18 protein-coding genes are annotated in these 24,369 nt (G+C 69.2%); 3 read left to right on the top strand and 15 right to left on the bottom strand.

Annotated features, from left to right (window positions below; translation table 11 throughout):
* Window positions 1-21: 21 nt before the first annotated feature.
* Window positions 22-933, bottom strand: a complete 912-nt coding sequence (locus tag BLT45_RS00630) for a methylglyoxal synthase (protein WP_093293841.1) — start codon at window positions 931-933, stop codon at window positions 22-24.
* A gap of 148 nt (window positions 934-1,081) precedes the next feature.
* Between BLT45_RS00630 and BLT45_RS00625 the strand changes: the two genes are divergently transcribed.
* Window positions 1,082-2,137, top strand: a complete 1,056-nt coding sequence (locus BLT45_RS00625; RefSeq protein WP_093293836.1) for an NAD(P)-dependent alcohol dehydrogenase — start codon at window positions 1,082-1,084, stop codon at window positions 2,135-2,137.
* 73 nt (window positions 2,138-2,210) lie between these two features.
* Here the strand turns inward: BLT45_RS00625 and BLT45_RS00620 are convergent, their stop codons facing one another.
* The 12 genes from BLT45_RS00620 to BLT45_RS00565 all read right to left on the bottom strand — a co-directional run bounded on the left by BLT45_RS00620 (window position 2,211) and on the right by BLT45_RS00565 (window position 21,490).
* Entirely contained in the window at window positions 2,211-3,653 is a 1,443-nt protein-coding gene (locus tag BLT45_RS00620; RefSeq protein WP_093293830.1) for an FAD-dependent oxidoreductase, read from the bottom strand.
* Window positions 3,650-8,122: a glutamate synthase large subunit gene (gene gltB, locus BLT45_RS00615; RefSeq protein WP_093293824.1), complete on the bottom strand. Its 4,473-nt coding sequence runs from the start codon at window positions 8,120-8,122 to the stop codon at window positions 3,650-3,652. The genes BLT45_RS00620 and gltB overlap by 4 nt, the downstream gene beginning before the upstream one ends.
* A gap of 239 nt (window positions 8,123-8,361) precedes the next feature.
* Entirely contained in the window at window positions 8,362-8,727 is a 366-nt protein-coding gene (locus BLT45_RS00610; RefSeq protein ID WP_093293821.1) for an I78 family peptidase inhibitor, read from the bottom strand.
* 58 nt (window positions 8,728-8,785) lie between these two features.
* On the bottom strand, window positions 8,786-10,609 hold the full coding sequence (locus tag BLT45_RS00605) for a hypothetical protein (RefSeq protein ID WP_093293817.1): 1,824 nt from the start codon (window positions 10,607-10,609) through the stop codon (window positions 8,786-8,788).
* The gene (locus tag BLT45_RS00600; RefSeq protein ID WP_093293812.1) at window positions 10,606-12,774 is read right to left on the bottom strand and encodes a hypothetical protein; all 2,169 of its coding nucleotides are present in this window, start codon (window positions 12,772-12,774) and stop codon (window positions 10,606-10,608) included. Before BLT45_RS00600 ends, BLT45_RS00605 begins: the two co-directional genes overlap by 4 nt.
* A complete protein-coding gene (locus BLT45_RS00595; RefSeq protein WP_093293807.1) occupies window positions 12,771-13,934 on the bottom strand; it encodes a BatA domain-containing protein in 1,164 nt (387 codons plus the stop codon). Before BLT45_RS00595 ends, BLT45_RS00600 begins: the two co-directional genes overlap by 4 nt.
* Window positions 13,931-14,821, bottom strand: coding sequence for a DUF58 domain-containing protein (locus tag BLT45_RS00590; RefSeq protein WP_093293801.1), 891 nt, complete (start codon window positions 14,819-14,821; stop codon window positions 13,931-13,933). The genes BLT45_RS00595 and BLT45_RS00590 overlap by 4 nt, the downstream gene beginning before the upstream one ends.
* 13 nt (window positions 14,822-14,834) lie before the next feature.
* Window positions 14,835-15,827: an AAA family ATPase gene (locus BLT45_RS00585; RefSeq protein ID WP_093293796.1), complete on the bottom strand. Its 993-nt coding sequence runs from the start codon at window positions 15,825-15,827 to the stop codon at window positions 14,835-14,837.
* A gap of 100 nt (window positions 15,828-15,927) precedes the next feature.
* Window positions 15,928-16,638, bottom strand: a complete 711-nt coding sequence (locus tag BLT45_RS00580) for a DUF4159 domain-containing protein (RefSeq protein ID WP_175455673.1) — start codon at window positions 16,636-16,638, stop codon at window positions 15,928-15,930.
* 47 nt (window positions 16,639-16,685) lie between these two features.
* Window positions 16,686-18,020 (bottom strand): TldD/PmbA family protein, encoded by a 1,335-nt coding sequence (locus BLT45_RS00575; RefSeq protein WP_093293790.1) that lies wholly within the window; start codon window positions 18,018-18,020, stop codon window positions 16,686-16,688.
* Between the two features lie 23 nt (window positions 18,021-18,043).
* On the bottom strand, window positions 18,044-19,678 hold the full coding sequence (locus tag BLT45_RS00570; RefSeq protein WP_175455672.1) for a TldD/PmbA family protein: 1,635 nt from the start codon (window positions 19,676-19,678) through the stop codon (window positions 18,044-18,046).
* Between the two features lie 183 nt (window positions 19,679-19,861).
* Window positions 19,862-21,490 carry a TldD/PmbA family protein gene (locus BLT45_RS00565; protein ID WP_175455671.1) on the bottom strand — a complete coding sequence of 543 codons (1,629 nt, stop codon included), beginning with the start codon at window positions 21,488-21,490 and terminating at the stop codon, window positions 19,862-19,864.
* 124 nt (window positions 21,491-21,614) lie between these two features.
* Between BLT45_RS00565 and BLT45_RS00560 the strand changes: the two genes are divergently transcribed.
* Together BLT45_RS00560 and BLT45_RS00555 are read left to right on the top strand one after the other, a co-directional pair.
* Window positions 21,615-22,451 carry an NYN domain-containing protein gene (locus BLT45_RS00560; RefSeq protein WP_093293785.1) on the top strand — a complete coding sequence of 279 codons (837 nt, stop codon included), beginning with the start codon at window positions 21,615-21,617 and terminating at the stop codon, window positions 22,449-22,451.
* Complete coding sequence (locus BLT45_RS00555) at window positions 22,451-23,050, top strand: DUF938 domain-containing protein (protein ID WP_093293779.1); 600 nt, start codon at window positions 22,451-22,453, stop codon at window positions 23,048-23,050. The genes BLT45_RS00560 and BLT45_RS00555 overlap by 1 nt, the downstream gene beginning before the upstream one ends.
* A 3-nt stretch (window positions 23,051-23,053) precedes the next feature.
* Here BLT45_RS00555 and BLT45_RS00550 read toward each other — a convergent pair whose 3' ends face one another.
* Entirely contained in the window at window positions 23,054-23,485 is a 432-nt protein-coding gene (locus BLT45_RS00550) for a VOC family protein (RefSeq protein ID WP_254771755.1), read from the bottom strand.
* On the bottom strand, window positions 23,482-24,204 hold the full coding sequence (locus tag BLT45_RS00545) for an iron-containing redox enzyme family protein (protein ID WP_093293776.1): 723 nt from the start codon (window positions 24,202-24,204) through the stop codon (window positions 23,482-23,484). Before BLT45_RS00545 ends, BLT45_RS00550 begins: the two co-directional genes overlap by 4 nt.
* Window positions 24,205-24,369: the final 165 nt, after the last annotated feature.

Below are 24,369 nucleotides of genomic sequence, written 5' to 3'. Positions count from 1 at the left end.
CGATCGCACTCAACGTCGGCCTCAATCTTTCACCTGTGCTTTCGCGACTGACGTCGCTCCCACAAAGGCGAGGCGCTTGCCGACCGCCTCGCACCAGCGCTTCGCCACCGCCAGCGACGTCGTGCACACGGCCTCGTCGGTGACCGTGGTGACCGCGCGCTCCAGCAGCTGGATGTCCGCCTCGTGCTGGCGCGCCACGTGCGGGTCCTCGAAGAAGATCACGCGTTGGCAGCGGTGCTCGAGCACGCGGTCCGCGATCTGCGCGTCGCCACCGAGCGGACCGCTCTGGAAACGCTCCACCCACGGGACGTCCTGCGGCCAGCCGCGGCTCCACGCCAGTTCGTTGAGGCGCAGGCCGGTCGTGCCGGTCGCCATGCGGTGGGCAAAACGGGAGAGCACGTCGAAATGGGTATCGGCGAAGGCCAGCATCTCGGGCTTCATCGCATCGTGCGCGATCAGCGCCAGCGTCTGCGATTCCAGCGCATGGAAGTGGTCCGCACCACGGTCGGGTGCGAAGCCGGCGTGGATGCGCTCCATCTCGACCCAGTCGCGCGCCGAAGCCACCGTCGACAGGAACGGCTTGCCGTGGATCACGCACTGGCGCTTCAGCGCGGTGGCTTCGGGAAAGATCGAGGACGGATCGACGGGATCGATGAAGTAGATCGCACCGTCCAGGCTGCGCTCCGCGCCTTCCAGGCCGACGACTTCCGCCACCAGCTTCATCAGCCCGCCATCGCGGCCGTACGGATAGCGTTTGAGTCCGTCGTAGCCGCGGAGCATGCCAGCGGCGGCGATCGCGTCGTGGGTGCGGCCGACCGCATGCAAGGCCAGCTGCAGGTCGCGGATGCCGGGCTCGCAGGCGCGCAGCCAGCGGAACAGCGCCGCGTCCTCGGTATGGTGGTGCAGACGGTTGGCGGCCAGGCCCAGGCGCATGCGGCGACGTCGTTGAGAGGGACCGCGTCAGTCTAAGCCAAGCTCCGCGGGGCGTGCAGGATCAGGCAAGGACACGCCGGAATTCGGCATTGTCCGTAACAGGGAGCCACCTAGAATGGCCAGCCCAATCCCCCGACCGGAGAATCCCATGAGTGCTGCTCACGGTTATGCGGCGCAGAGCGCCGACCAGCCCCTGACCGCGTTCGCTTTCGAGCGGCGCGAACCCGGCCCGCACGACGTGCGCATCGAAATCCTGTATTGCGGCGTCTGCCATTCGGACCTGCATACCGCGCGCAACGAATGGCACAACACGCTGTATCCGTCGGTGCCGGGCCACGAGATCGTCGGCCGCGTCAGTGCGATCGGCAATGCGGTGAAGGGCTTCAAGGTCGGCGACCTGGCCGGCATCGGCTGCATCGTCGACAGCTGCCGCGAGTGCGCTTCCTGCCGCGCAGGTGACGAACAGTACTGCGAGACCGGCTTCACCGGCACCTACAACGGGTCCATCTTCGGCGGCACCGAGAACACGTACGGTGGTTACTCGGACCAGATCGTCGTCGACGAGAAGTACGTGCTGCACATCACCCACGACGAAGACCAGCTGGCCGCCGTGGCACCGCTGCTGTGCGCCGGCATCACCACGTACTCGCCGCTGGCGCACTGGAAGGTCGGTCCGGGCAGCAAGGTGGGCGTGGTCGGCCTGGGCGGGCTGGGCCACATGGCGGTGAAGATCGCCAAGGCGATGGGTGCGTACGTCGTCCTTTTCACCACCTCGGAGAACAAGCGCGAGGACGCGCTCCGCCTGGGTGCCTCGGAGGTGGTGGTCTCGCGCGATCCGGATCAGATGGCGGCGCAGGCGGCCAAGCTCGATTTCATCATCAACACGGTGGCCGCGCCGCACGACCTGGATGCCTTGCTCAACACCCTCGCGCGCGACGGCACCATGGTGCTGGTGGGGGCGCCGGCCACGCCGCATCCGTCGCCGAACGTGTTCGGCCTGATGCTCAAGCGCCGATCGCTGGCAGGCTCGGCGATCGGCGGCATCCGCGAGACCCAGGAGATGCTGGAGTTCTGCGCCAGGCACGGCATCGTGTCGGACATCGAGATGATCCGGATGGATGCGATCAACGATGCTTACGAGCGCATGCTGAAGGGCGACGTGAAGTACCGCTTCGTCATCGACATGGCGACGCTGAAGGCCTGATCGCCCTCTGCAGAGCCGAGCTTGCTCGGCTCTGCATCATTTCAAGGGCAAGAGCAGCGGAGCAAGCTCCGCTCTACGAGAGCAGGGTGACGATGCTGCCCGCCGCGTCGCGCCCTTCGGCGACCGCGGTGACCACCAGGTCGGCGCCGCGCACGGCGTCGCCGCCGGCGAACAGCTTCGGGTGGGTGGTCTGGAACGGCAGGCGGTCGCCGCCACCGGCGACGATGCGGCCGTTCGGCGTGCCTTCCACGCCGACTTCGGCCAGCCATGCCGGCACCGTCGGCGAGAAACCGAACGCGATGATCACCACGTCCGCGTCCAGCACCGATTCGCTGCCTTCGATCGCCACCGCACTCTGGCGGCCGCGTTCGTCGGGCTCGCCGAGTTTCGTCTCCACCACCTGCACGCCGGCGACGGTGCCGTCCTCGCCCGCGACGACGCCGAGTGGTTGGCGGTTGAACAGGAAGCGCACCCCTTCCTCGCGGGCGTTGGCGACTTCGCGTGCGGAACCGGGCATGTTCGCCTCATCGCGACGGTAGGCACAGGTGACCTTGGCCGCGCCCAGGCGGATCGCGCTGCGCACGCAGTCCATGCCGGTATCGCCGCCACCGAGCACGACGACGCGCTTGCCGTGCAGGTCGGGCAGTTGCAGCTTGTCTTCCCAGCCGGCGATCGCGCGGCCCCACGGATCGTTGCCGCTGACGATGCGGCCGTTCTGGACCAGGAAGGGCAGGGCCGGCAGCACGCCGTCCAGGTCCTGGCCGGGCAGGCCGCCGTCGGTGTAGCGGTACGCGCCAGTGCCGAGGAAGACCGCGTCGTAGTCCTCAAGCAGTTGCGCGAGGGTCACGTCGCGACCGACTTCCACGCCCAGACGGAATTCCACGCCCATGCCTTCCAGCACCTCGCGGCGGGTGGCGATGACGCTCTTGTCGAGCTTGAAGCTGGGAATGCCGAACTGCAGCAGTCCGCCGATCTGCTCGTAGCGGTCGTAGACCACGGCCTGGATGCCGGCACGCGCCAGCCGGTCGGCGCAGCCGAGGCCGGCCGGGCCCGCGCCGATCACGGCCACGCGCTTGCCGGTCGGCTGCACGTCGCTCAGATCCGGCCGCCAGCCCTTGGCCAACGCGGTGTCGACGATGTACTTCTCGACCGCGCCGATGGTGACCGCACCGAATTCCTCCAGGGTGCAGCTGCCTTCGCACAGGCGGTCCTGCGGGCAGACGCGGCCGCAGACTTCCGGCAACGGGTTGGTCGAATGGCAGAGCGCGGCGGCTTCTTCGATGCGGTTCTCCTGCACCAGTTGCAGCCACTGCGGGATCGCGTTGTGCACCGGGCACTTCCAGCTGCAATAGGGATTGCCGCAGTCGAGGCAACGACCGGCCTGGTACTGCGCTTCCTCCTTGCCGAACTTGCCGTACAGCTCGCCCCAATCGCCGCCCGTGCGCAGTTCCAGCGGAATGCGCTGCGGCATCGTCCGCGGCAGATCGAGGAACTGGAATACCTGCTTCTTGCTCATGCCGCTCGCCTCAAGGTTTCGTTCAACGAGTCGATGCTCGCGGCCTTCGGCTTCACCAGCCAGAACTTGCCCACGTAGTCGCGGAACTCGTCGAGGATCTGCTGCGCCCAGATGCTGCCGGTCAGTTCGCGGTGGCGGCTGATCAGCGTGTGCAGGTGCTGGCGGTGGCTCTCGAAGCCTTCCGGGCTGATCCGGTGGATGTCGATGAGCTCGTGGTTGTAGCGGTCCACGAAATCGCGGTCCAGGTCGAGCACGTAGGCCAGGCCACCGGTGAAGCCGGCGCCGAAGTTCAGGCCCACCTTGCCCAGCACCAGCACGATGCCGTCGGTCATGTACTCGCAGCAGTGGTCGCCCGCCCCTTCGATCACGGCCAGCGCGCCGGAGTTGCGCACGCCGAAGCGCTCACCCGCGCGACCGGCCGCGAACAACTCGCCGCCGGTGGCGCCGTACAGGCAGGTGTTGCCGATGATCGGCGTGTTGCGCGCCTCGAAGCGCGCACCGCGCGGCGGACGCACCACCAGGCGGCCGCCGGCCATGCCCTTGCCGACGTAGTCGTTGGCTTCGCCTTCCAGTTCCATCTGCAGGCCGCCGGCGTTGAACGCGCCGAAGCTCTGCCCGGCGGTGCCGCGGAAGCGCAGGGTCAGCGGCGCATCGGCCATGCCCTGGTTGCCGTGCTGGCGTGCGATGGCGCCGGACAGGCGGGTGCCGATGCTGCGGTCGGTGTTGTGGATCAGGAAGCGGTGGTCACCACCGCTCTTCTTGCGGATCGGTTCCGCCAGCAAGCCGTCGAGTTGCGTGGCGAGGCTGTCCGGCGATTCGTACAGGCGTTGCGCGGCGCAGCTGCTGCTGTCGAACTGCGCACCCTTCAGCAGGCGCGACAGGTCGACGTTCACGCCCTCGCGCGGCGACACGTCCAGCTGCTGCAGCAGGTCGGTGCGGCCGACGATCTCGTCGAGCGAACGCGCGCCCAGGTACGACAGCCACTGCCGCACTTCCTCGGACAGCAGGCGGAAGAAGTTCTCCACGCGCTCCGGCAGGCCGGTGAAGTACTGCGTGCGCAGGCGCTCGTCCTGGGTGGCCACGCCGGTGGCGCAGTTGTTGAGGTGGCAGATGCGCAGGTACTTGCAGCCGAGCACGATCATCGGGCCGGTGCCGAAGCCGAAGCTGTCGGCGCCGAGCAGCGCGGCCTTGACCACGTCCAGGCCGGTCTTCAGGCCGCCGTCGGTCTGCAGCACGGTGCGGTCGCGCAGCTGGTTCACGACCAGCGCGTGGTGCGCTTCGGCGACGCCGAGTTCCCACGGCACGCCGGCATAGCGGATCGAGCTCACCGGACTGGCGCCGGTGCCGCCATCGTGGCCGGAGATGGTGATGAGGTCCGCGCCTGCCTTCACCACGCCGGCGGCGATCGTGCCCACGCCCGCGTGGCTGACCAGCTTCACCGACACCAGCGCGGTCGGGTTGATCTGCTTAAGGTCGTAGATCAGCTGGGCGAGGTCTTCGATCGAATAGATGTCGTGGTGCGGCGGCGGCGAGATCAGGCCGATGCCGGGCTTGGCGTAGCGCAGGCGCGCGATCAGCTCGTTGACCTTGTGGCCCGGCAGCTGGCCGCCTTCGCCGGGCTTGGCGCCCTGCGCGACCTTGATCTGCAGCACTTCTGCGTTGACCAGGTATTCCGGTGTCACGCCGAAGCGGCCGGACGCGACCTGCTTGATCTTGCTGCGCTTCTCCGTGCCGTAGCGCGCAGGGTCTTCGCCGCCTTCGCCGGAGTTGCTGCGGCCGCCGAGGCGGTTCATCGCGATGGCGAGCGCTTCGTGCGCCTCGGGCGACAGCGCACCCAGCGAGATCGCCGCGGTGTCGAAACGGCGCAGCAGGTCGGTCGCATCGGCCACCTCGTCCAGCGGCGTCGGTGTCTCGGCCTTCTTCAACTGCAGCAGGTCGCGCAGCGCCGACGGCGGCCGCGAGTTCACCGCGTCCGCATAGGCCTGCCAGTCGCGGGCGTCGCCGGTGCGCGTCGCGCGCTGCAGCGTCATCACCACGTCCGGGTTGTACATGTGGTACTCGCCGCCGTGCACGTACTTCAGCAGGCCACCGACTTCGGGCGATTCGCGGTCGTTCCAGGCGCGCGCGTCCAACTGGCGCGCCTCCAGGTCGAGGCGCTCGAAGCCCACGCCGCCGATCCGCGACGGCGTCTCGGCGAAGCACAGGTCGACCACGTCCGGATCCAGGCCGACGATCTCGAACAACTGCGCACCGCGATAGCTGCTGATCGTGCAGATGCCCATCTTCGAGATGATCTTCGACAGGCCCTTGTAGATGCCCTTGCGGTAGCTGCGGCCGATCTGCGTCTGCTCGCCGCCCTTCTTGATCTGCAGAATCCCGCGCCGGCCCAGGTCGAACAGCGTCTGGTACGCCAGGTACGGATACACCGCAGTGGCGCCCACGCCGATCAGGCAGGCCATGTGGTGCGGATCGCGCGCGGTGCCGGTTTCGACGATCAGGTTGGCGTCGCAGCGCAGGCCGACGCGGCAGAGATGATGGTGCACCGCGCCGGTGGCGAGTAGCGCGTGCGCCATCGGCCGGCCCGGCTGCGGGTAGCGGTCGGACAGCAGCAGCATGACGTCGCCGTCGCGCGCCGCCTGTTCGGCCTCGCGGCAGATCCGCTCCAGGCCGGCCTTCAGGCCTTCCTCGTGCGAATAGGACAGATCGATCAGACGATTCTTCTCGACGTACTGCGGCATCTTCAGCAGCTGCCGCAGCTTGCGCTGGCTCAGTACCGGCGAGTTGAGGATGACGTGGTTCACCGTCTCCGGCCCGGCGTGGAAGATGTTGGTCTCCCGGCCCAGTTGGGTGGTCAGCGACATCACGCAGTCTTCGCGCAGCGGATCGATCGGCGGGTTGGTGACCTGCGCGAACGCCTGGCGGAAGTAGTCGTACAGCGGACGCGTCTGCCGGCTGAGCACGGCCATCGGCGTGTCGTCGCCCATCGAGCCGGTGGCTTCCTGCTCGGTCTCGGCGAGCGGGCGCAGCACCTGCTCCACTTCCTCGGTCGAGAGCTGGAACAGCTTGTGGTAGCCGCGCAGCGTGCGTTCGTCGAACGGTTCTTCGACCAGCGACGGATCGATCAACTCGGTCTGCAGGTAGGTGACGCCCTGATGCAGCCACTGCTTGTACGGCGCGCGGCCGCGGTTGATGCGATCCACCGCCTCGCTATCGAGCAGGTCGCCGCGGCGCAGGTCGATGGCCATCATTTCGCCGGGGCCCAGCTTGCCCTTGCGGGTCACGCGTTCGGCGGGCACTTCCCACACGCCCGCTTCGCTGGCGACGATGAAATGGCGGTCGCTGGTCAGCATCCAGCGCGCGGGGCGCAGGCCGTTGCGGTCGAGGGTGCACGCCGCGTAGCGCGCGTCCATCGACACGATGCCAGCCGGACCGTCCCACGGCTCGGTGTTGAGGCCGTAGAACTCGTAGAAGGCGGCCAGGTCGGCGTCCTTGAATTCCAGCGACTGCGTGGCCGGCGGCACCAGGATGCGCAGCGCCTGGATCAGCTCCATGCCGCCGGCGACCAGCAGCTCCAGCATGTTGTCCAGGCTCTGCGAATCGGAGCCGTGCATCGAGATGACCGGGTCGAACTCGCCGATGTCGAAGCGCGGCGTCTTCCACACCTTGCTGCGCGCTTGTGCCCAGCGACGGTTGCCCTCGATCGTGTTGATCTCGCCGTTGTGCGCCAGCAGGCGGAACGGGTGCGCCAGCGGCCAGCGCGGCAGCGTGTTGGTGGAGAAGCGCTGGTGGAAGACCACCGCGCTGCTGGCCAGCTCGTTGCGCTGCAGGTCCGGGTAGAACGTCGCCAGCTTGTCCGGCAGCACCATGCCCTTGTAGCCGATGGCGTGCGGCGACAGCGTGACCACGTAGAAGTCGGGCACCGACGCGCGCAGCTGCTGTTCGCTGCGGCGGCGGGCGAGGAACAGCGCCAGCGCGAACGCCTCGTCCTTCTGGCCGTCGCCGGCCTCGACGTAGAGCTGTTCGATGCGCGGCAGGGTGTCCTTGGCCAGCTGGCCGCACACCGCGTCGTTGGTCGGCGGCACGCGCCAGCCCTTCACTGCCACGCCGGTGCGGAACAGTTCCGCCTCCAGGGTGGCGCGGCACTGCGCGGCCAGCGCGTCGTCGTGCGGCAGGAACACCAGGCCGGAAGCGAAGCGCTCGCCCAGCGCGATGCCGGATTCGGCGGCCAGCGCGCGCAGGAAGGCGTCCGGTTTGCGGATCAGCAGGCCGCAGCCGTCGCCGGTGAGGCCATCGGCGGCGACGCCGCCGCGATGGGTCATGCGCGAGAGCGCGGCAATGGCGGTATCGACGAGCGCGCGCGAGGGCTGGTCGTCGAGCTGCGCGATCATGCCGAAACCGCAGGCGTCGCGTTCGTCATTGGGGTCGTAGAGACCCTGGTCAGAGCCGCCTTGGCGATTGCGAGGGGCCATGTCTTGCCTCAAACCGGAGTGACGGCGACACCGTGCCCTGCCCGCGCAGCGGCACTTCGAAATGTCACCGGAAATCCGACTAGACCATAGATGCTGCGACGCCGCAACAACACCTCTGGCGCACCACTTATTGGTTGCAAAGGCAACTTTTCGCGCGGCAAAAACGCGTGCGTCAGGTAACAAAAAAACGCCCGCGCTGCCGCGGGCGTTTCAGGGTGCTGCGGTGTCTTCGCGAAGCCTCAGCCGCAGTTGACGGAGGCGACCGCGCCCTTCTCGTCGAGGATGATGTTCAGGCGATTCGGATTGAAGTCCATCGTCGCGGCGTCGCCCGGCTTCAGCGCGCGCACGGCCTCGGACTTGCTGTCGTTCTTCGCCTGTTCGATGTCCTTCTCGGCCGGCGTCCTGCCGATGATCCACTGCGCCTGGGTGTCGTCGCACGTGCCCGCGAGCTCGGCCGGCGCGGGTTCGGCGGCGGGCGGCGTGGCGGCTTCGCTTGCGGCGGCCTGGGACTGTTCGGCGGCGGCGGTCTGTTCGTCGGTGTCGGGCGACGAGCAGGCGGCCAGCGAGAGGGTCAGCAGCAGGGCGGGGATCGCCGTTCGGATCATGCGTAACTCCGGAAGATGAGATGAAGGAGAGGATTACGCACCGGACATTCGAGAGTCGTTAATCGGCCGCGGTGCGCCGGCGTTCCAGCCACCAGAGCAGGGCGGTCGCGGACAGCCAGGCGAGGAACCACGGCCATGCCGGCCCCCGCGCCCCTTCGGTGGCGGGCTGGGGCGGCTCGGGCGGGGTCACCCGCGTGGCGCGTTGCAGGGTCTGCGCGCGCACGTCGGCGCGATGCAGCGACGGGGCATCGTCGCCCGCGCGGACGAAAAAGGGCGTCGCGCTTCCGCCCGTCCTCAGGTGATGCCAGCCCGCGGTCCGCGGCCAGAAGCCGGCGCAGCGTGCGCGCGTTGCCGGATCGTGCTGCACCCGTGCGGCGGTGCCATCGGGCGCGATGATGCGGGCCACGTCGACGATGCCGCACAGGGAGGCACGTTCGCCGACGCGCGCACCCTCGGGCACCGCAACCGATCCCTGCGCGCCCACGCGCGCCAGCGTGGCGAAGGCCCGCGACCACAGCCCCGCATGCAGGTCGGGATGGCCTGCCAGCACCAGCGTGTAGGTGTCGCCGGGCGTCCACAGGCCGACGCGGCCCCGGCCCATCGCATGCCACCACGCGACCGGCACGCCGCCGGCGTCGCGCAGCAGCGGCACCTGGTCGCCCATCGGCATCCGCGCCATCCGGCGCGTCAGGACCGGCACGCCACCGGGCACGGCATCGGCGTCCACCGGCAGGTCGGCGGTACCCGCGCCCCGTCGCGCGCGCCAGGCGTCGTCGTCCGGTGCGGGACGCGGCAGGCGGAACTCGGCCTCGTCATTGCCGACGGACGACAGGCCCAGCGTGCGTTGCAAGGGAAGCGGCAGCGGCCCATCCGCGCGCACCAGCACGCCCAACCCCTCGCGCACCGCGGCGCCCAGCACGGCGCGCTGCCCTTCGCCGAGCCCCGCGGCACTCCGGGCGTCCAGCACCACCAGGTCGAAGCGGCGCAGGGTATCGGCGGTCATGGGCAATGGCGCGTCGCCCAGTTGGATGCCACCACCCAGGCTGACCTGGAGATGCAGCGGAATGCCCACATCCATCGCCCAGCGGCGCAGGTACTTGCCTTCGGCGTTCGGCGCACCCGCGAGCACCCACACGCGCGGCGGCGGCGCCGGTTCCGTCCACACCGGCAACGACACGGTAGCGGCGACCGCGCCGCCCGCGTCCTGCACGTCGATCCGGAACAGCGCGGGGCCGGGCAGGCGGGCGACGCCGCCCAGACGGAAACGGCCCTGCGCATCCACCGGTCCGGCATCGATGCGCTGGCCCGCGGGATCGCGCAGCACGGCCGTCGCCCGCGGTACCGCGTTCACGCGGCCGCTCGCGACGAACGTGTCGCCGGGGGCGACGACATCCACCGCGGCCACTTCGACGAAGCCGCGTGGCAGGGCGCCGGGCGAGAACACGACATGCCGACCGCCCAGCGCATCGCGGTCGCGCGCTTCCAGTCCGTCGCCGACGACATGCAGCGTGCGCACGCCGGGATGCCGGCGCAATGCGGTCCCCAGGTCGGGCACGCGTTCGACGCCGGTGGAGGCGGGCGCCTCAGGCAGCGCGACGCGGGGTTGGCCCTGCAGCGCGACAGGCAGGGCGACCTGCCCGGCGTTCGCCGTGATCACGACCAGGGTGCCGGCGGTGGACGCCTGGCGTGGCGGCAGCAGGGTGAAGTACAGCAGCAGCGCGCAGACCGGCTGCAGTGCACACAGCAGCAGGAAGCGCGTGAGAGGCCCGCGCAGCCCGGGCGCTGCGGCACGGCGACGCAAGATCAGTCGCGTCCCGGCGAGCAGCACGCCGAGGGCGAGCAGGCCGGCCAGCAGCAGGGGCAGGGAAGCGTGCAGATTCATCGCGCGGGCTCCTGCTGCAGGGCATCGAGGTACCGGCGGCCGGCGTCATCCGGTGCGCTGCGGCGCGGTACCCGCGCTGGCGGTTGGGGCGAGGCCGACCACAGCATTGCGCGCAGGCGTGCACGGCAGGAGGCGCACGCCGGATCGCCACGGACTTCGTCGATGGCGGCGAACAGGTCCAGCGCATCCGGCACGCGCGCCTCGTTCGTGTGCAGCCACGCCTGCAAGGCATCCAGGTCCGCCACGTCCGCCGGCGCACCGTCATCGGCCAGCGCGCGCCATGCGCGTGCGGGCGCCGCATCCGCATCGTCGGGCATCGGGGCTAGCGGGCCGAGCGCGCGGGAAGCGATGCCCTTGCGGTCGCCGCCCATCCGGCGCGTCTCGTCGATCGGCGGCAGCTCCGGCCCGACGCGCGCCAGGTAGATGCGCGTGGCCTGCTGCACCTGCTTGATGTACTCCAGCGCCTTGTAGGCGAACGGCAGGGCGCGGTCCGGCTGGCCCTGGCGCAGGTGCAGTTCCGACTGCCACATCTGGTCCAGCGCCTTCTTCAGCGTGGCACGCGTCTCGGGGTCGAGCAGCGTCGCCGCTTCGGCGTGGTCGTGGGTATGGCCGTAGGCTTCGAGCACGTCGGCTTCGCGGCCGAACCCCGTGCCGGTCGCCGATGTCGCATGGTCGTGGTCGTCCTGCGCGGCGGGCGTTTCGCTCGCGTGGTCGTGCCCGTCGTCGTCCGCGTGGTCGTCATCGGTGTCGCTGGTCGGGGGCGGCTGCGGTTCGCCTTCGGCTTCCTCACCGAGGAACTGGCCGTAACGCAGGCGCAGGATGCGCTGGTCCACGCCGATCCCGTCCGACCGCGTGACGAACGTGTCCGCGGCGAGACCGCGTTTCTGCTTCTGCAGCGCTTCGGCGTCGATGATGATCTGGCGCTGGCTGCGGAAGTACGCCGGCATCACCTTCTTCACCAGCCCTTCCAGCCCCGTGCTTTCCTGGCCGAGGTCCGCCGGCCAACGCAGGATCAAGCCGGGGCTTTGCGCGGTCTGCGGCGAGGGCGCACGCGTATCGTGCACCGTCAGCTGCGCAATCAGGTCGTCGCCCACGGCCATGCCGAGCGCCTTCAGATCGAGCGAGGCGGCGAAGCGGCGCGCGGTCGCCGGGCCGGTGCCGTGCAGCGTCATCACCTGTTCCTTGAACGCGATGTTTTCGCCGCTGCCCTGCGCCAGCGTCAGTTTCAGCGTGGCCTTCGAGGCGACGCCGTAATCGTCGCGCGCCTCGAAGGCCAAGGCCCAGCGCGTCTGTCCGACCGCCACCAGGCTGAGGCCGCGGTCGGGGGCCAGCACCTTCACCTGCGGCACGCGGTCGGGTACCGCATCGAGCCGGCGCAACTTCGCGGGCGGTTGCGTTTCGGTGCCGGCGGCGACGACGCGATACAGCGTGGACTTCACCAGCACGTGCGTGGCCTGCCAGATGTCGCCGTCGCGGACCAGGGCGATGCGCTGACCGTCGTGGAAGACGAGATCCGCCCGCGTCGGTTGCGGCACGAAACGCAGCGTCCAGGCCAGGCGCGAACCGGCAGGCGCTTTCGCATCCAGCGTGGCCTCGTCGCGCGGCGATTGTCCCGTGTAGGCCGGCGGCGCCACGTGCAGCCGCTGCGCGATGAGGCGCGGCACGCCGGGAACGACGGGGGTGTCCTCGTCCGCGGGTGCCAGCGTGCCGGGATCCGATGTGCGTGCCGGCCACAGGGCGGCGGCAGCGACCACCACGGCGGCGGCGAGCCACATGGCCACGATGCGGGGCCACGGCCAGGGTGCACGCAGGTCGGGAGCGGGCTGGGTGCGCAGCCGTTCGCGGATGCGCGCCTGCTGCAGGTGCTGCAGCGGGGTCAGGGTGGCGGGTGGCGCAAGCAGCAGGTCGCTGCTGTCGTCGAGATCCCTGCGCTGCGCGTCCAGCTGGCGCACCAGCCAGGCGGTATCGAAGGCGCGCGACCGCCGCCAGGCGAGCGCGGCCAACACCGCGATGCCAGCCAGGGCCACGATGAGGGCGGGCGCGGGCGATGCGATACGCCACAGCACGCCACCCACGGCGACAGGCATCGCCACGCCCAACAGCAGCTGGCCGATGCCGGCGTGGCGCCTGGCTTGGGCAAGGCGATCGAAGGCCGAGCGCGTCATGGCGCCACGCTCCGCGTCCGTCGTGTCGCCATCCAGCGTTCGATCAGCGCGAGCAGTGCGATCAGGAGTGCGAGCCAGGGCTGCAGGTCGCGTGGCGCGACCGGATAGGACGCGCCGCCACCGACCGGGGCATAGTCGGCAGCCGACACGCGTGACGGTGCGTCCGCCGGCGGGTCGAACAGCGCACGCAATTGATGCGGGAAATCCGCGTCGACCAACACCGGCATGGCATCCGGCCGCAACGGCCGGGTGAAGCGCATTACCCGACCGCGGCCATGCGCCGTGGCTTCGACGAGCGGCGTGCCGTCGGCATCGCGCCACGCCACCGAGGTCATCGCGACACCGTCCAGCGTGGCATCGCTGTCCAGCAGCGCGGTGCCGCCCGCGGCGATCCACTGCATCACCGTCGACGGCACCGGACCGGGAACCTGCCATACCAACGGATGCGTGGGCGCCGGCAGCGGCGCGTCGGGCGTGCCGACCTGCAGCGGCGCGGCGGTCGCGTTCGCCGGTTGCCAGGCGCGGGCCGCGGCGCGCAGGTAGCGCAGGCCGCGTTCATCGCCGGCGGCCTGGCGAACCACGAGGGCGAGCGGCGAAGGCGGGGCCGCGTTCGTCGCCGGCATCGCACCGTCGACGATGTTCCAGGCGACGTCGCGCGACAACGTCGGGCGCTCGGCATCGGCGCCCTGCAGCGTGCTCGGCACCACGACGGTCAACGCCACGCCCGGTGGCAGTTCGGCATCCAGCTGGCGCAGCAGGCTGCCGATGGCAGGCGTGTCGGTAGGTGCGGGTGCGTCCAACGACGGGAAGCCGGGTGCCAGCCAGTGCAGGCGCGTGCGCGGATCGGTGGCCTGCGTCCGCGCGAGGCCGGCGTCGACGCCCGGCACGACGACCTGCCAGGGCCTGTCATCGTCCAGGCCCGACAGCACCGGTCGCGCCAGCCATAGTGCGAGCAGCGCGAGCAGCAGCAACCGCAGCAGCAGCAACGGCCATTCGTCGAAGCGGATGCGATGGCGGGGTTTGGGCTTCTGCCGGAGCCAGCGCAGCGCGGCGAAATCGGTCGGCGTCTGTTCGTGTCGGCGCGCGAGGTGCAGCAGCAACGGCAGCAACAGGGCCGCAAGCGCGGCCAGGCCGGCCGGCAGCAGGAACGCCAGGCTCATGCGTACTCCGCCGCGTCGCGCGCGCCGAACAGCCGGCGCAGCGGCAGGTCCAGCGGTTGGTCGGTGTAGTGGCGCGCGTGGCGGATGCCGGCGGCGTCCAGGCGCGCATCCAACATGCGCAGCGCATCAGCGAAGCGGCGCAGGTAGTCCGCGCGCAGGGCCGCCGCATCGCCCAGCAGCTCCTCGCCGGTTTCGGGATCGCGGAAGCGGTGGCCGCCGGTGTAGGAGAAGTCGCGTTCCTCCGCCGTCAGCAGCTGGATCGCGAGTACCTCGCGCCGTGCGGATGCCAGGCGTTCGGCCAGCGCCGGCATCGCGTCGTCGAACCAGTCGCTCAGCACCAGCACCAGGTCGCCGGCACCGATCCGTTCGAACACCGGACCCAGCCGGTCCTGTACGGGGAACGCGCCATCGGCGCGCAGACCATGCAGTGCCAGCAGCAGCTGGTCGCGCTGGCGCGCGCCATTGCCCGGCGCCACCAGCCGTACGCCCTCGCCGTGCAGCACCAGCAGGCCGAAGCGATCGCCCTGGCGAAGCGCAAGCTCGGCGACGCAGGCCGCCAGGCTGCGCGCAGCGTCGAAACGTGTGCCGCGCACGCCATCGCGCTGCGCCATCGAGGCGGTCGCGTCTAGCACGATCCACACCGTCAGCGGGCTTTCGCGTTCGGCTTCGCGCACGAAGAAACGATCCGAGCGGGCATACAGCTTCCAGTCGATCTGGCGCAGCTCGTCGCCGGGCTCATAGGCGCGGTACTGGGCGAACTCCAGCCCCGCGCCGCGGCTGCGGCTGTGGTGCACGCCGATCCCCTGCGCGCCGATCGCGCGGCGCGCGGTCAGCCGCAGGTCCTTCAACCGGCTGCGGACATCGGCGGGGATCAGGTCGTGCGCCATCGGCAGGGCGGGCTCAGCTGGTGAGCGGCACGCCGCGCAGCAGCGCGGCGATCACGTCGTCCGCGCTGACCTGCTCGGCTTCGGCGGCGAAGGACAGCAACAGGCGATGGCGCATCACCGGCTTGGCCAGGGCGAGGATGTCCTCGCGCGTCGCCGCCAGGCGACCGTGCAGCAGCGCACGCGCCTTCGCGGCCAGCACCAGCGACTGGCCGGCGCGCGGTCCCGCGCCCCAGCGCACGTACTTCCGGATCTCCTCGGGCACGCCGTCGCCGGGCCGGCTCGCGCGCACCAGTCGGGTGATCCAGCGCAGCAGGTCGTCGCTGACATGCACGTCGCGCACGTACCGTTGCAGCACCAGCACGGACTCGCCTTCCATCACCCGCGGCACGTCGCCGCCGGCACGGCCGGTGGTCTGGGCCAGGATGTCGTGCTCTTCCTGCTCGGTCGGATAGTCGACCCGGATGTGCAGCAGGAAGCGATCCAGCTGCGCTTCCGGCAACGGATAGGTACCGGCCTGCTCCAGCGGGTTCTGCGTGGCCAGCACGAAGAACGGCGAAGGCAGCGCATGCGTGGTGCCGGCATAGCTGACGGTGCGTTCCTGCATGGCTTCCAGCAGCGCGGCCTGGGTCTTCGGTGGCGTGCGGTTGAGCTCGTCGGCCAGCAACAGGTTCGTGAAGATCGGACCGGGCTGGAAACGGAAATGGCGATGCCCGGTGCCGTGGTCCTCTTCCAGCAGCTCGGTACCGAGGATGTCGCTGGGCATCAGGTCCGGCGTGAACTGCACGCGGCGGAACTGCAGGTGCAGCGCCTGGCCCAGCGAACGCACCAGCAGCGTCTTGCCGAGCCCGGGCACGCCTTCGAGCAGGCAGTGGCCGCCGGCCAACAAGCCGATCAGCAACTGCTCGACCACGTCCTGCTGGCCGACGATGGCCTGGCCTATGGCGGCACGGAGTTCGCCGAGCTTGGCGAGCTGGTGCTGGAGGTCGGATTCGGTGATGGCGTTCATGCGGGTTCCATGGAGGTCGTAGAGCGGAGCGTGCTCCGCTGCTGTTCTGTTCGTGTCGCGGGGATCGGCGGAGCACGCTCCGCTCTACGGGGAAGGGGCATCATGTCGTCAGCGCGTAGATCACGAGATTGACCGCGAACTTGGTGTTGTCCTCGGCCAGGAAGCGCTTGTTGCGCCAGTCGTAGTCCCACTCGCAACCGTAGTCCTTGTTGCTGTAGAGCACGCCGAGGCGGCCGTTGATCTCGATGCCCTGCAGGTACTCGTGCACCAGGTCGTCGCCCCAGCCGTTGAGTTCGAAGCTGGTGGCCGGCGGGCCGTCGAACTTGAAGAACGAAGAGTAGACGGCGTGCGTGTTCGGCAGCCGCTTCATCGCCTTCGCGCCGAAGATCGACGCCATCTGCGCCTCGAACGACTTGGCGAACAGGCCGTCGATGTCGTGGTTGCAGTCGTCGACGAACACGAAGCCGCCGTTGCGCACGTAGCGCTCGAAATGCCGCCGTTCCACCGGGTTGAACTCGACCAGCTTGTGCCCGGCCAGGTAGCAGAACGGCGCGGCGAGCATGCGCGGGTCGGACAACGCGAGCACGTGCTCCTTCGGGTCCACGCGCAGGCTGGTGTAATCGATCAGCGAGGTGATGAGGTTGGACGGCATCCGCGCGTCCACGTCCCAGTCGCCGGAGTCGTACTTCAGGCGGGTGAACCAGAAGTCGTAGGCGCCGGCAGCGCGTGCGCCGCGCACGGGCCCGGCCAGCAGGGCGCCAGCCAGGCCGCCGGTCATCAGGCGGAGGAACTGCGCGCGCGTGAGGTTCATGGGGGGGTGCCCTCCCGGCGTGCGGGAGGGCGGATCCTCAGGCGCGCTTAGACGGCATCGGACAGCGAGGTGAAGGTGAAGTCGCGCAGCTTCATCGGCGGGATCATCATCACGAAGCTGGACTCGTCGCCGGCCACGCGCACCGGCTTGCCCAGTTCCTCGATGTTGTTGAGCATGATCACCGGCGATTCGTTGAAGCGGAAGTTCTTCACCGGGTGCTTGATCTGCCCGTTCTCGATGTAGAACGTGCCGTCGCGGGTCAGGCCGGTCAGCAGCACGGTCTGCGGGTCGACCATGCGGATGTACCAGGTGCGCGTGACCAGGATGCCCTTCTGGGTGCCGGCGACCAGTTCGGCCGTGGACTTCGTGCCACCGGCCACCAGCAGGTTGCCGGGCGAACCGATCGCGCGCTTGCCCTGCTTCTGCGCCCAGAAGCGCGAGTACTCCAGGTTGGCCACCTTGCCGTTCTCGACGATGGCCATCTTCTCGCGCGGCAGGCCTTCGCCGTCCCACGGCATCACTTCCGCACCGGGGTGCCACGGGTCGGCGCTGATGTTCACGCGCGGGTCGTAGACCTGCTCGCCCAGCTTGTTGCCGCCGCCCTTCTTGGACAGGAAGCTGCGGCCCTCATCGGCCTGGCGCGCGTCGAAGAAGTTCATCATGAAGGAGATCAGGCCCGCGGCCGCGGCCGGCTCCAGGATGACCGTGTACTTGCCCGGCTCCAGCGCCTTGGCTTCAGCCGATTCGCTGGCCTTGCGCATCGCCGTGCGGATGTCGCTGCCGGCCTTGAAGTCGCTGGCGTTGCCGAGGTTGCGGCCGACCCAGCCGGAACCGCGGCCGTCTTCGGTGCGTACCGTGCAGGTGTAGTTGAAGCCGGTCGCGCGCTGGTAGCCGAAGTTGCCCTTGCTGTTGGCGAAGGCGACGAAGCTCTGCCCGTCTTCCAGGAAGCCCGCGGCGATCAGCTTCTCCGCCTTGCAGGGGCCGATCGAATCGGCGGCGACCTGGGCGCGGAACTCCGGTGTGATGGCGGCGGTGGATTCGCTGAAGGTGGCGCTGGCCTTGTAGGTCTGCTTCTCGACGGCCGGCATGAACTCGGGATTCTCCGGGGCCAGGCGGGCGAGGTCTTCGGCGCGGCGGACCACGCGTTCCAGCGCGGCGTCGTCGAACTCGTTGATCGTCGCGATGCCCACGCGCTTGCCGAACGCCACCTGCACGCCCAGGTCGGTGTTGCTGACGATGCCGCTGGTGGAGACGTTGTTCAGGGCGAAGCGGATGTTGCCGTCGACGGAACCGGTGAGGGACGCGGTGCACTCGTCGGCGGTGGAGAGCGCGATGACCTTGTCCAGGATGGCCTTGGCCTGCGCTTCGGTGAGGATGCTCATGTTCTAGGGTCTCCTTGCGCCGATCAGCCGAGCGAGCGGGCGGTGTTGATGACGTTGATGCCGTTGAAGCGCGCGGTGGACGATCCGTGCGAGACCGCGGACACCTGGCCGGGCTGGCCCTTGCCGTCGAAGAACGAGCCGCCGAGGCGGTAGTCGCTCTCGTCGCAGACGGCGGTGCAGGCGTTCCAGAATTCCGGCGTGCGGATCTGGTAGGCCACGTCCTCGATCTGCTGGGTGATCTTGCCGTTCTTGATCTCGTAGAAGAGCTGACCGCCGAACTGCGCGTTGTAGCGCTGCTGGTCGATCGAGAACGAGCCGTCGCCGATGATGTAGATACCGTTCTCGACGTTCTTGACCATGTCGGCCACGGACAGCTTGGTCTTGCCGGCGGCCAGCGAGACGTTGGCCATGCGCTGGAACTGCACGCTGCTCCACGAGTCGGCGTAGCAGCAGCCGTCGGATTCGGTCTTGCCCAGGATGTGGGCCTGGTCGCGGATGGTCTGGTAGTCCACCAGCTTGCCGGCGCTCACCAGGTCCCAGCGCTTGGTCTTCACGCCTTCATCGTCGTAGCCGACCGCGCCCAGGCTACCGGGCTGGGTCTTGTCGGCGAACAGGTTCACCAGCTCGCTGCCGTACTGGAAGCGCTGCTCGCGCTTGTCCAGCGTGGCGAAGCTGGTGCCGGCGTAGTTGGCTTCGTAGCCGAGCACGCGGTCCAGCTCCAGCGGATGGCCGACCGATTCGTGGATGGTCAGCCAGGTGTGCGAGGGATCCAGCACCAGGTCGTACTTGCCCGGCTTCACCGAGGGCGCAGTCAACTTCGCGCGCGCCTGCTTGGCCGCGGCGATGGCGTCTTCCTTCATGTCGTAGGACAGGCCGTAGTTGATCACGCCGTTGGGCGAGGTGAACTTCTGCGCGGCGTCGCCGTCCAGGTACTCGTAGCCCAGGCCCATTGGCGCAGACAGTCCGTCGCGGGTGCGGAACTTGCCGCTGGCCTTGTCGATGGCGGTGACCGTCATCGGCACCCAGATGCGGTGCACGTCCTGGTCGATGAAGGAGCCGTCGGTGCTGGCGAAGTACTTCTGCTCGTTGACCAGGAACATCATCGAGTTGACGAAGTCGGCGCCGGCATTGATCGCCGCGGCGTTGACGCCCAGCAGCAGGTCGACCTTGTCCTTGATCGGCACGTCCATGGCGTTCTTCTTGATCGGCGTCTTCCAGGACACTTCACCGAAGCCCGGCGCCTTGGCCAGCTGCACCGGCGCGGTCTGGGTCTTGCTGTTGGCCTTGGCGATCGCGGCGGCCTGGCGCGCGGCGGCGGCGACGCCGTCGGCGGTCAACGTGTTGGTGGCCGCGAAGCCCCAGGCGCCGTTGGCGATCACGCGGATGCCGGCACCGGTGGACTCGGTGTTCACCACGTTCTGCACCTTGTCCTCGCGGGTGATCACGAACTGGCGCAGGTAGCGGCCGATGCGCACGTCGCAGTACGTCGCGCCGGCCTGCTTGGCCGCAGCGAGCGCGGCATCGGCGAGGCGCTTCTTGAAGGCGACGTCGAGGGTGGACTGGAGTTGCTCGGCGGCGATCGCCTTGCCGAGGAAGGACGGCACCATCAGGCCGCCCAGGCTGAGGCCGGTCATGGCCAGGAAGTCACGACGTTGCAAGGCAATTCTCCACCGGTTGGGCCTGCCGGAGGGCAGGCGGGGCACTGCGACGGAAGCATTCCGGCCCGCGTCTTCACCGCCGCGCAGGTCGTCCCGGATTCTTGCGCCCGCGTGGAGACAGCGTCAAATGACTTTCGGCATGGGTGGCGTGGTCCGTTGCCGGAAAACGCCACCGGACCCGGATCAGCCCAGGCTGCGCGCGGTGTTGATGATGTTGATGCCGTTGAACCGCGTGGTGGCCGAACCGTGCGACACCGCCGACACCTGGCTGGGTTGCCCCTTGCCGTCGAAGAACGATCCGCCGAGACGGAAGTCGCGCGCATCGCAGATGGCCGCGCAGGCGTTCCAGAATTCCGGCGTACGGATCTGGTAGGCCGCATCCTCGACCTGCCGGGTGACCTGGCCGTTCTTGATCTCGAAGTACAGCTGCCCGCCGAACTGCGCGTTGTAGCGCTGCTGGTCGATGGAGTACGAGCCGCGGCCGTGGATGTAGAGGCCGTTCTCGACATCCTTCACCATCTCCGCCACCGTCAGCGGCGCCTTGCCGGGCGCCAGCGACACATTGGCCATGCGCTGGAACTGCACGCTGCTCCACGAATCGGCGTAGCTGCAGCCGTGCGAGGCGTCCTCGCCGAGGATGTGCACCTCGTCGCGGGTCGCCTGGTAGTTCACCAGCACGCCGTCCTTCACCAGGTCCCAGCGCCGCGTCTTCACGCCCTCGTCGTCGAAGCCCACCGCGCCCAGGCTGCGCGGCTCGGTCTTGTCGGCGGTGAAGTTGACGATCGGGCTGCCCCACTGGAAGCGCTGCTCGCGCTTGTCCAGGGTGGCGAAGCTGGTGCCGGCGTAGTTGGCCTCGTAGCCGAGCACGCGGTCCAGCTCCAGCGGGTGGCCGACGTTCTCGTGGATGGTCAGGAACAGGTTGGACGGGTCCAGCACCAGATCGTACTTGCCCGGTTTCACCGAGGGCGCGGTCAGCTTGGCGCGCGCCTGCTTCGCGGCCGCGACGATGTCCTCGCGCAGGTCGTACGAGGCGCCGTAGGCGACCACGCCGCCGGGCAGGGCGAACTTGTCGGCCGCGTCGGCATCCAGGTACTCGTAGCCCATGCCCATCGGGGCGGACAGGCCGTCGCGCGTCTTGAACTTGCCGGTGGCCTTGTCCACCACGGTCACCGTGAAAGGCACCCAGATGCGGTGCACGTCCTGGTCGATGAAGGAGCCATCGGTGCTGGCGAAGTACTTCTGTTCGTTGATCACGAACATGCGCGAGGCGGCGAAGCTGGCGCCCGCGGCCAGCGCGGTGGCGTTGGCGTCGAGCAGCAGGCCGACCTTCTCCTTCACCGGCACCGCCATCGCGTTCTTCACGATCGGCGTGCGCCAGGCCACCTCGCCGGCGCCCTGCAGGGGCGCCAGCTGCACGGGCTTGCCCTGGATGCGCGCATTGGCGCGGGCGATCGCCACGGCCTGGCGCGCGGCGGCGGCGACGCCGTCGGGGGTCTGGTCGTTCGTCGCCGCGAATCCCCATGCGCCCTGCGCGATCACGCGTACGCCGACGCCGGAGGATTCGGTGTTGACCACGTTCTGTACCTTGTCCTCGCGGGTGATCAGCGACTGCCGCAGGTAGCGGCCGACGCGCACGTCGCAGTAGCTCGCGCCCGCCGCGGTGGCGGCCGACAGCGCGGCTTCGGCCAGGCGCTTCTTCTTCGCCACGTCGCCCGGTTCGAGCAGGGCCTCGGCGGCGATCACGCGGGTGCCCGGCAGCGCCAGGCCGGCAAACGCCAGGCCGCCGAGGGTCAGGAAGTCGCGTCGCTGCATGCGCATGTCCGGCCGGAGGAAGCACCGGACTGTCGTCGGCGTGCCGCGCAGCGTCAAGTGACGCCGGTCATGGCCCGGTGACGTGGTGCACAATGCGGACCATTCCCCGCAGGAGTCGGCGCGCATGAAATCCCGCCCGGTCGCCAAGCCCGAGTACGACGACGAACAACCGCGCCTGGCGGTGCTGATCGATGCCGACAACGCCCAGCCCGCGGTGATCGGCGGCCTGCTGGAGGAAGTGGCCAAGTACGGCGTGGCCAGCGTGAAGCGGATCTACGGCGACTTCACCAGCACGCGGATGACCCAGTGGAAGCAGGCGCTGCTGAAGCATTCGATCAATCCCGTGCAGCAGTTCGCCTACACCAGCGGCAAGAACGCCACCGACAGCTCGCTGATCATCGATGCGATGGACCTGATGTACACGCGGCGCTTCGATGGCGTGTGCCTGGTCTCCAGTGACAGCGACTTCACCCGCCTGGCCCAGCGCCTGCGCGAAGAAGGCCTCACTGTGTACGGCTTCGGCGAGCGCAAGACGCCGGATGCCTTCGTGCAGGCCTGCGACAAGTTCATCTACGTGGAAGTGCTGCGCAGCGAAGTCGCCGCACAACCGTCGTTGCCGCCGGCGCCGAAGCCGGCGAAGAAGGCCGCCAAGCCCGCCGCCAAGAAACCGGCGGCGCAGGCCGAGCCCACTGCAGCACCCGCCGCGGACGCCGGCCGGCATGAATCGCTGCCGCTGCGGTTGATCCGCCAGGCCATCGAGGAAGCCAGCGACGACCAGGGCTGGGCTTTCCTCGGCAGCGTGGGCAGCTACCTCAACAAGGTGCGCCCGGACTTCGACACGCGCCTGTACGGCCACAAGAAGCTCAGCGACCTGCTGAAGGCGCATCCGCGCCACTTCACCGTGGAAGAGCGCGGTGGCGAGAACGGCGTGAAGCGGATCTACGTGCGTTCGGCGGGCTGATGTCCGCGGAGAAGCCCTTCGCGCCGTCGTGCGAGCGTAACCAAGGCCCGATCCTGGAGGTCCTGCAGCGCCACCTCGGCGATGCGCGGCGCGTCCTCGAAATCGGCAGCGGCACGGGGCAGCACGCGGTGCATTTCGCGGCGGCGATGCCGTGGCTGACCTGGCAGTGCAGCGATCGCGCGGAGTTTCTGCCCGGCATCTCGCTTTGGCTTGAGGATGCGGCGTTGCCGAACACGCCGCCAGCGATCGTGCTGGATGTCGACGGGCCCTGGCCGCGTGCGGCGTTCGATACAGTGTTCACTGCGAACAGCCTGCACATCATGGGCTGGCCGCAGGTGGAGGCGTTCTTCGCCGGGGTCGACGCGGTGCTGGAACCGCGCGGTCTGCTGGTGGTGTACGGCCCCTTCAACTACGGCGGCGAGTTCACTAGCGAGAGCAATCGCGCGTTCGAGCAATGGCTGAAGGACCGCGATCCCGCGTCGGGTATCCGCGATATCGAAGCCGTCGATGCGCTGGCGCGCAGCATCGGCCTGCGCCTGATCGAGGACAACGCCATGCCGGCCAACAACCGCTGCCTCGTCTGGCAGCGGGCGGCCTGACGCTTACGGGATGAAGGTCTGTTCGGGATCGTCGAACGACTTGAACTCCAGCGCGTTGCCCGAGGGATCGAACAGGAACATGGTGACGTGCTGGCCCGGTTTCCCCTTGAGCCGCAGGTGCGGTTCCTCGTGGAACGGAATGCCGGCGGCCTTGAGGCGCATCGCCAGCGCCTCCCATGCGGCGCGGTCCAGATTCATGCCGAAGTGCGGCACCGGCACGGCCTCGCCGTCGAAGCGCCCGTCGTGCAGCGGCTGCCCGTCGCCGCCGATATGCGCGACCAGGTGGTGGCCGAAGAAATCGAAGTCCTGGTAGGACGTGTCGCTGCGTCCCATCGGGCAGCCCATCGTGTGCCCGTAGAATCGCCGCGCCTCGTCCAGGTCGCGCACGGGGAACGCGAGGTGGAACTGGCTGATCGCGGCGGCCACCGCGTTCACGAGGCGACCTCCAGCCGCGGCGCGTGCGCATCGAGGATGTTCTGCCAGAACAGGTTCCACGCGCTGATGCTGCGTTCGTAGCCGCGCGCCAGCTCGGGCAGCACGCTCGGATCCTGGCGCAGGTACTCATCGATGGCGGCACGGGTCAGCTCGCCATGCACGATGTCCTCCTCGCCGGTGTGGATGGTCCAGAACTCCCAATCGATCCGGTCCTCGTTCGCGCGCAGGTAGGGATGCGTGCGCATGTGGTCGAACATCACCGACAGGTAGGTCTGGCACAGGCATTCGCCTCCCATCCCGCGCAGGCCCACGCCGTAGGCAACCGGGTTGCGGGTCATGTCGCGGGTCAGCCCCTGCAGGATGCGCGCGTTCGCCGGCAGCGGATGTTCGATGTCGCGTTCGTCCACGCCGATGCTGGCCAGGAAGCGGTCGTAGACCGTCGGATGTGCGCGCGCCGGATCGCCTTCGCCGAGTTCCTCCGCGAGGATCTGGCCGAGCAGGCTGCGCAGGCCACCGAACGGGAGCCGCGAGACCAGCAGGGCGAGGTCGGTGATGTAGTCGATGGTGAAGAACCGGTACTGCACGCAGAACCCGCGCAGGTCGGCGATGTCGAGGCTGGGAAGGATCCGCATGCGCTGCGCGGCCAGCGCTTCCGTCGCTTCCTTGGCGGCGTCGGCGAAGCGCCAGAATTGCTCCCGGGTCGTGGGTTGTTCTTGCATTGCTCGCTCCTGGGGGTGGGCGCGGCGGACGCGGCGGAAACGCGCGTGCACGCCGTCGTCACGATGATGGAGACGGCTGGCGTGAGTAGAGCGTGCACAGTGCCGATGAAGGGGGCGCCGCACATCCGCTTGCGCGGCACGTGTGCGCCGGGGCTCATGGATGTG

This window comes from Pseudoxanthomonas sp. CF385 (assembly GCF_900104255.1).
Classification (GTDB): domain Bacteria; phylum Pseudomonadota; class Gammaproteobacteria; order Xanthomonadales; family Xanthomonadaceae; genus Pseudoxanthomonas_A.
This window is presented reverse-complemented; position numbering and strand designations above follow the sequence as displayed.

Bases quoted from the DNA above. Each gene is read 5' to 3' on its own strand.
- BLT45_RS00565 (WP_175455671.1), bottom strand. From the start codon at position 21,490: ATGCAGCGACGCGACTTCCTGACCCTCGGCGGCCTGGCGTTTGCCGGC.
- BLT45_RS00600 (WP_093293812.1), bottom strand. From the start codon at position 12,774: ATGACGCGCTCGGCCTTCGATCGCCTTGCCCAAGCCAGGCGCCACGCC.
- BLT45_RS00590 (WP_093293801.1), bottom strand. From the start codon at position 14,821: ATGGCGCACGACCTGATCCCCGCCGATGTCCGCAGCCGGTTGAAGGAC.
- gltB (WP_093293824.1), bottom strand. From the start codon at position 8,122: ATGGCCCCTCGCAATCGCCAAGGCGGCTCTGACCAGGGTCTCTACGAC.
- BLT45_RS00555 (WP_093293779.1), top strand. From the start codon at position 22,451: ATGTCCGCGGAGAAGCCCTTCGCGCCGTCGTGCGAGCGTAACCAAGGC.
- BLT45_RS00630 (WP_093293841.1), bottom strand. From the start codon at position 933: ATGCGCCTGGGCCTGGCCGCCAACCGTCTGCACCACCATACCGAGGAC.
- BLT45_RS00560 (WP_093293785.1), top strand. From the start codon at position 21,615: ATGAAATCCCGCCCGGTCGCCAAGCCCGAGTACGACGACGAACAACCG.
- BLT45_RS00605 (WP_093293817.1), bottom strand. From the start codon at position 10,609: ATGAATCTGCACGCTTCCCTGCCCCTGCTGCTGGCCGGCCTGCTCGCC.
- BLT45_RS00575 (WP_093293790.1), bottom strand. From the start codon at position 18,020: ATGAGCATCCTCACCGAAGCGCAGGCCAAGGCCATCCTGGACAAGGTC.
- BLT45_RS00620 (WP_093293830.1), bottom strand. From the start codon at position 3,653: ATGAGCAAGAAGCAGGTATTCCAGTTCCTCGATCTGCCGCGGACGATG.
- BLT45_RS00585 (WP_093293796.1), bottom strand. From the start codon at position 15,827: ATGAACGCCATCACCGAATCCGACCTCCAGCACCAGCTCGCCAAGCTC.
- BLT45_RS00610 (WP_093293821.1), bottom strand. From the start codon at position 8,727: ATGATCCGAACGGCGATCCCCGCCCTGCTGCTGACCCTCTCGCTGGCC.
- BLT45_RS00595 (WP_093293807.1), bottom strand. From the start codon at position 13,934: ATGAGCCTGGCGTTCCTGCTGCCGGCCGGCCTGGCCGCGCTTGCGGCC.
- BLT45_RS00545 (WP_093293776.1), bottom strand. From the start codon at position 24,204: ATGCAAGAACAACCCACGACCCGGGAGCAATTCTGGCGCTTCGCCGAC.
- BLT45_RS00625 (WP_093293836.1), top strand. From the start codon at position 1,082: ATGAGTGCTGCTCACGGTTATGCGGCGCAGAGCGCCGACCAGCCCCTG.
- BLT45_RS00580 (WP_175455673.1), bottom strand. From the start codon at position 16,638: ATGAACCTCACGCGCGCGCAGTTCCTCCGCCTGATGACCGGCGGCCTG.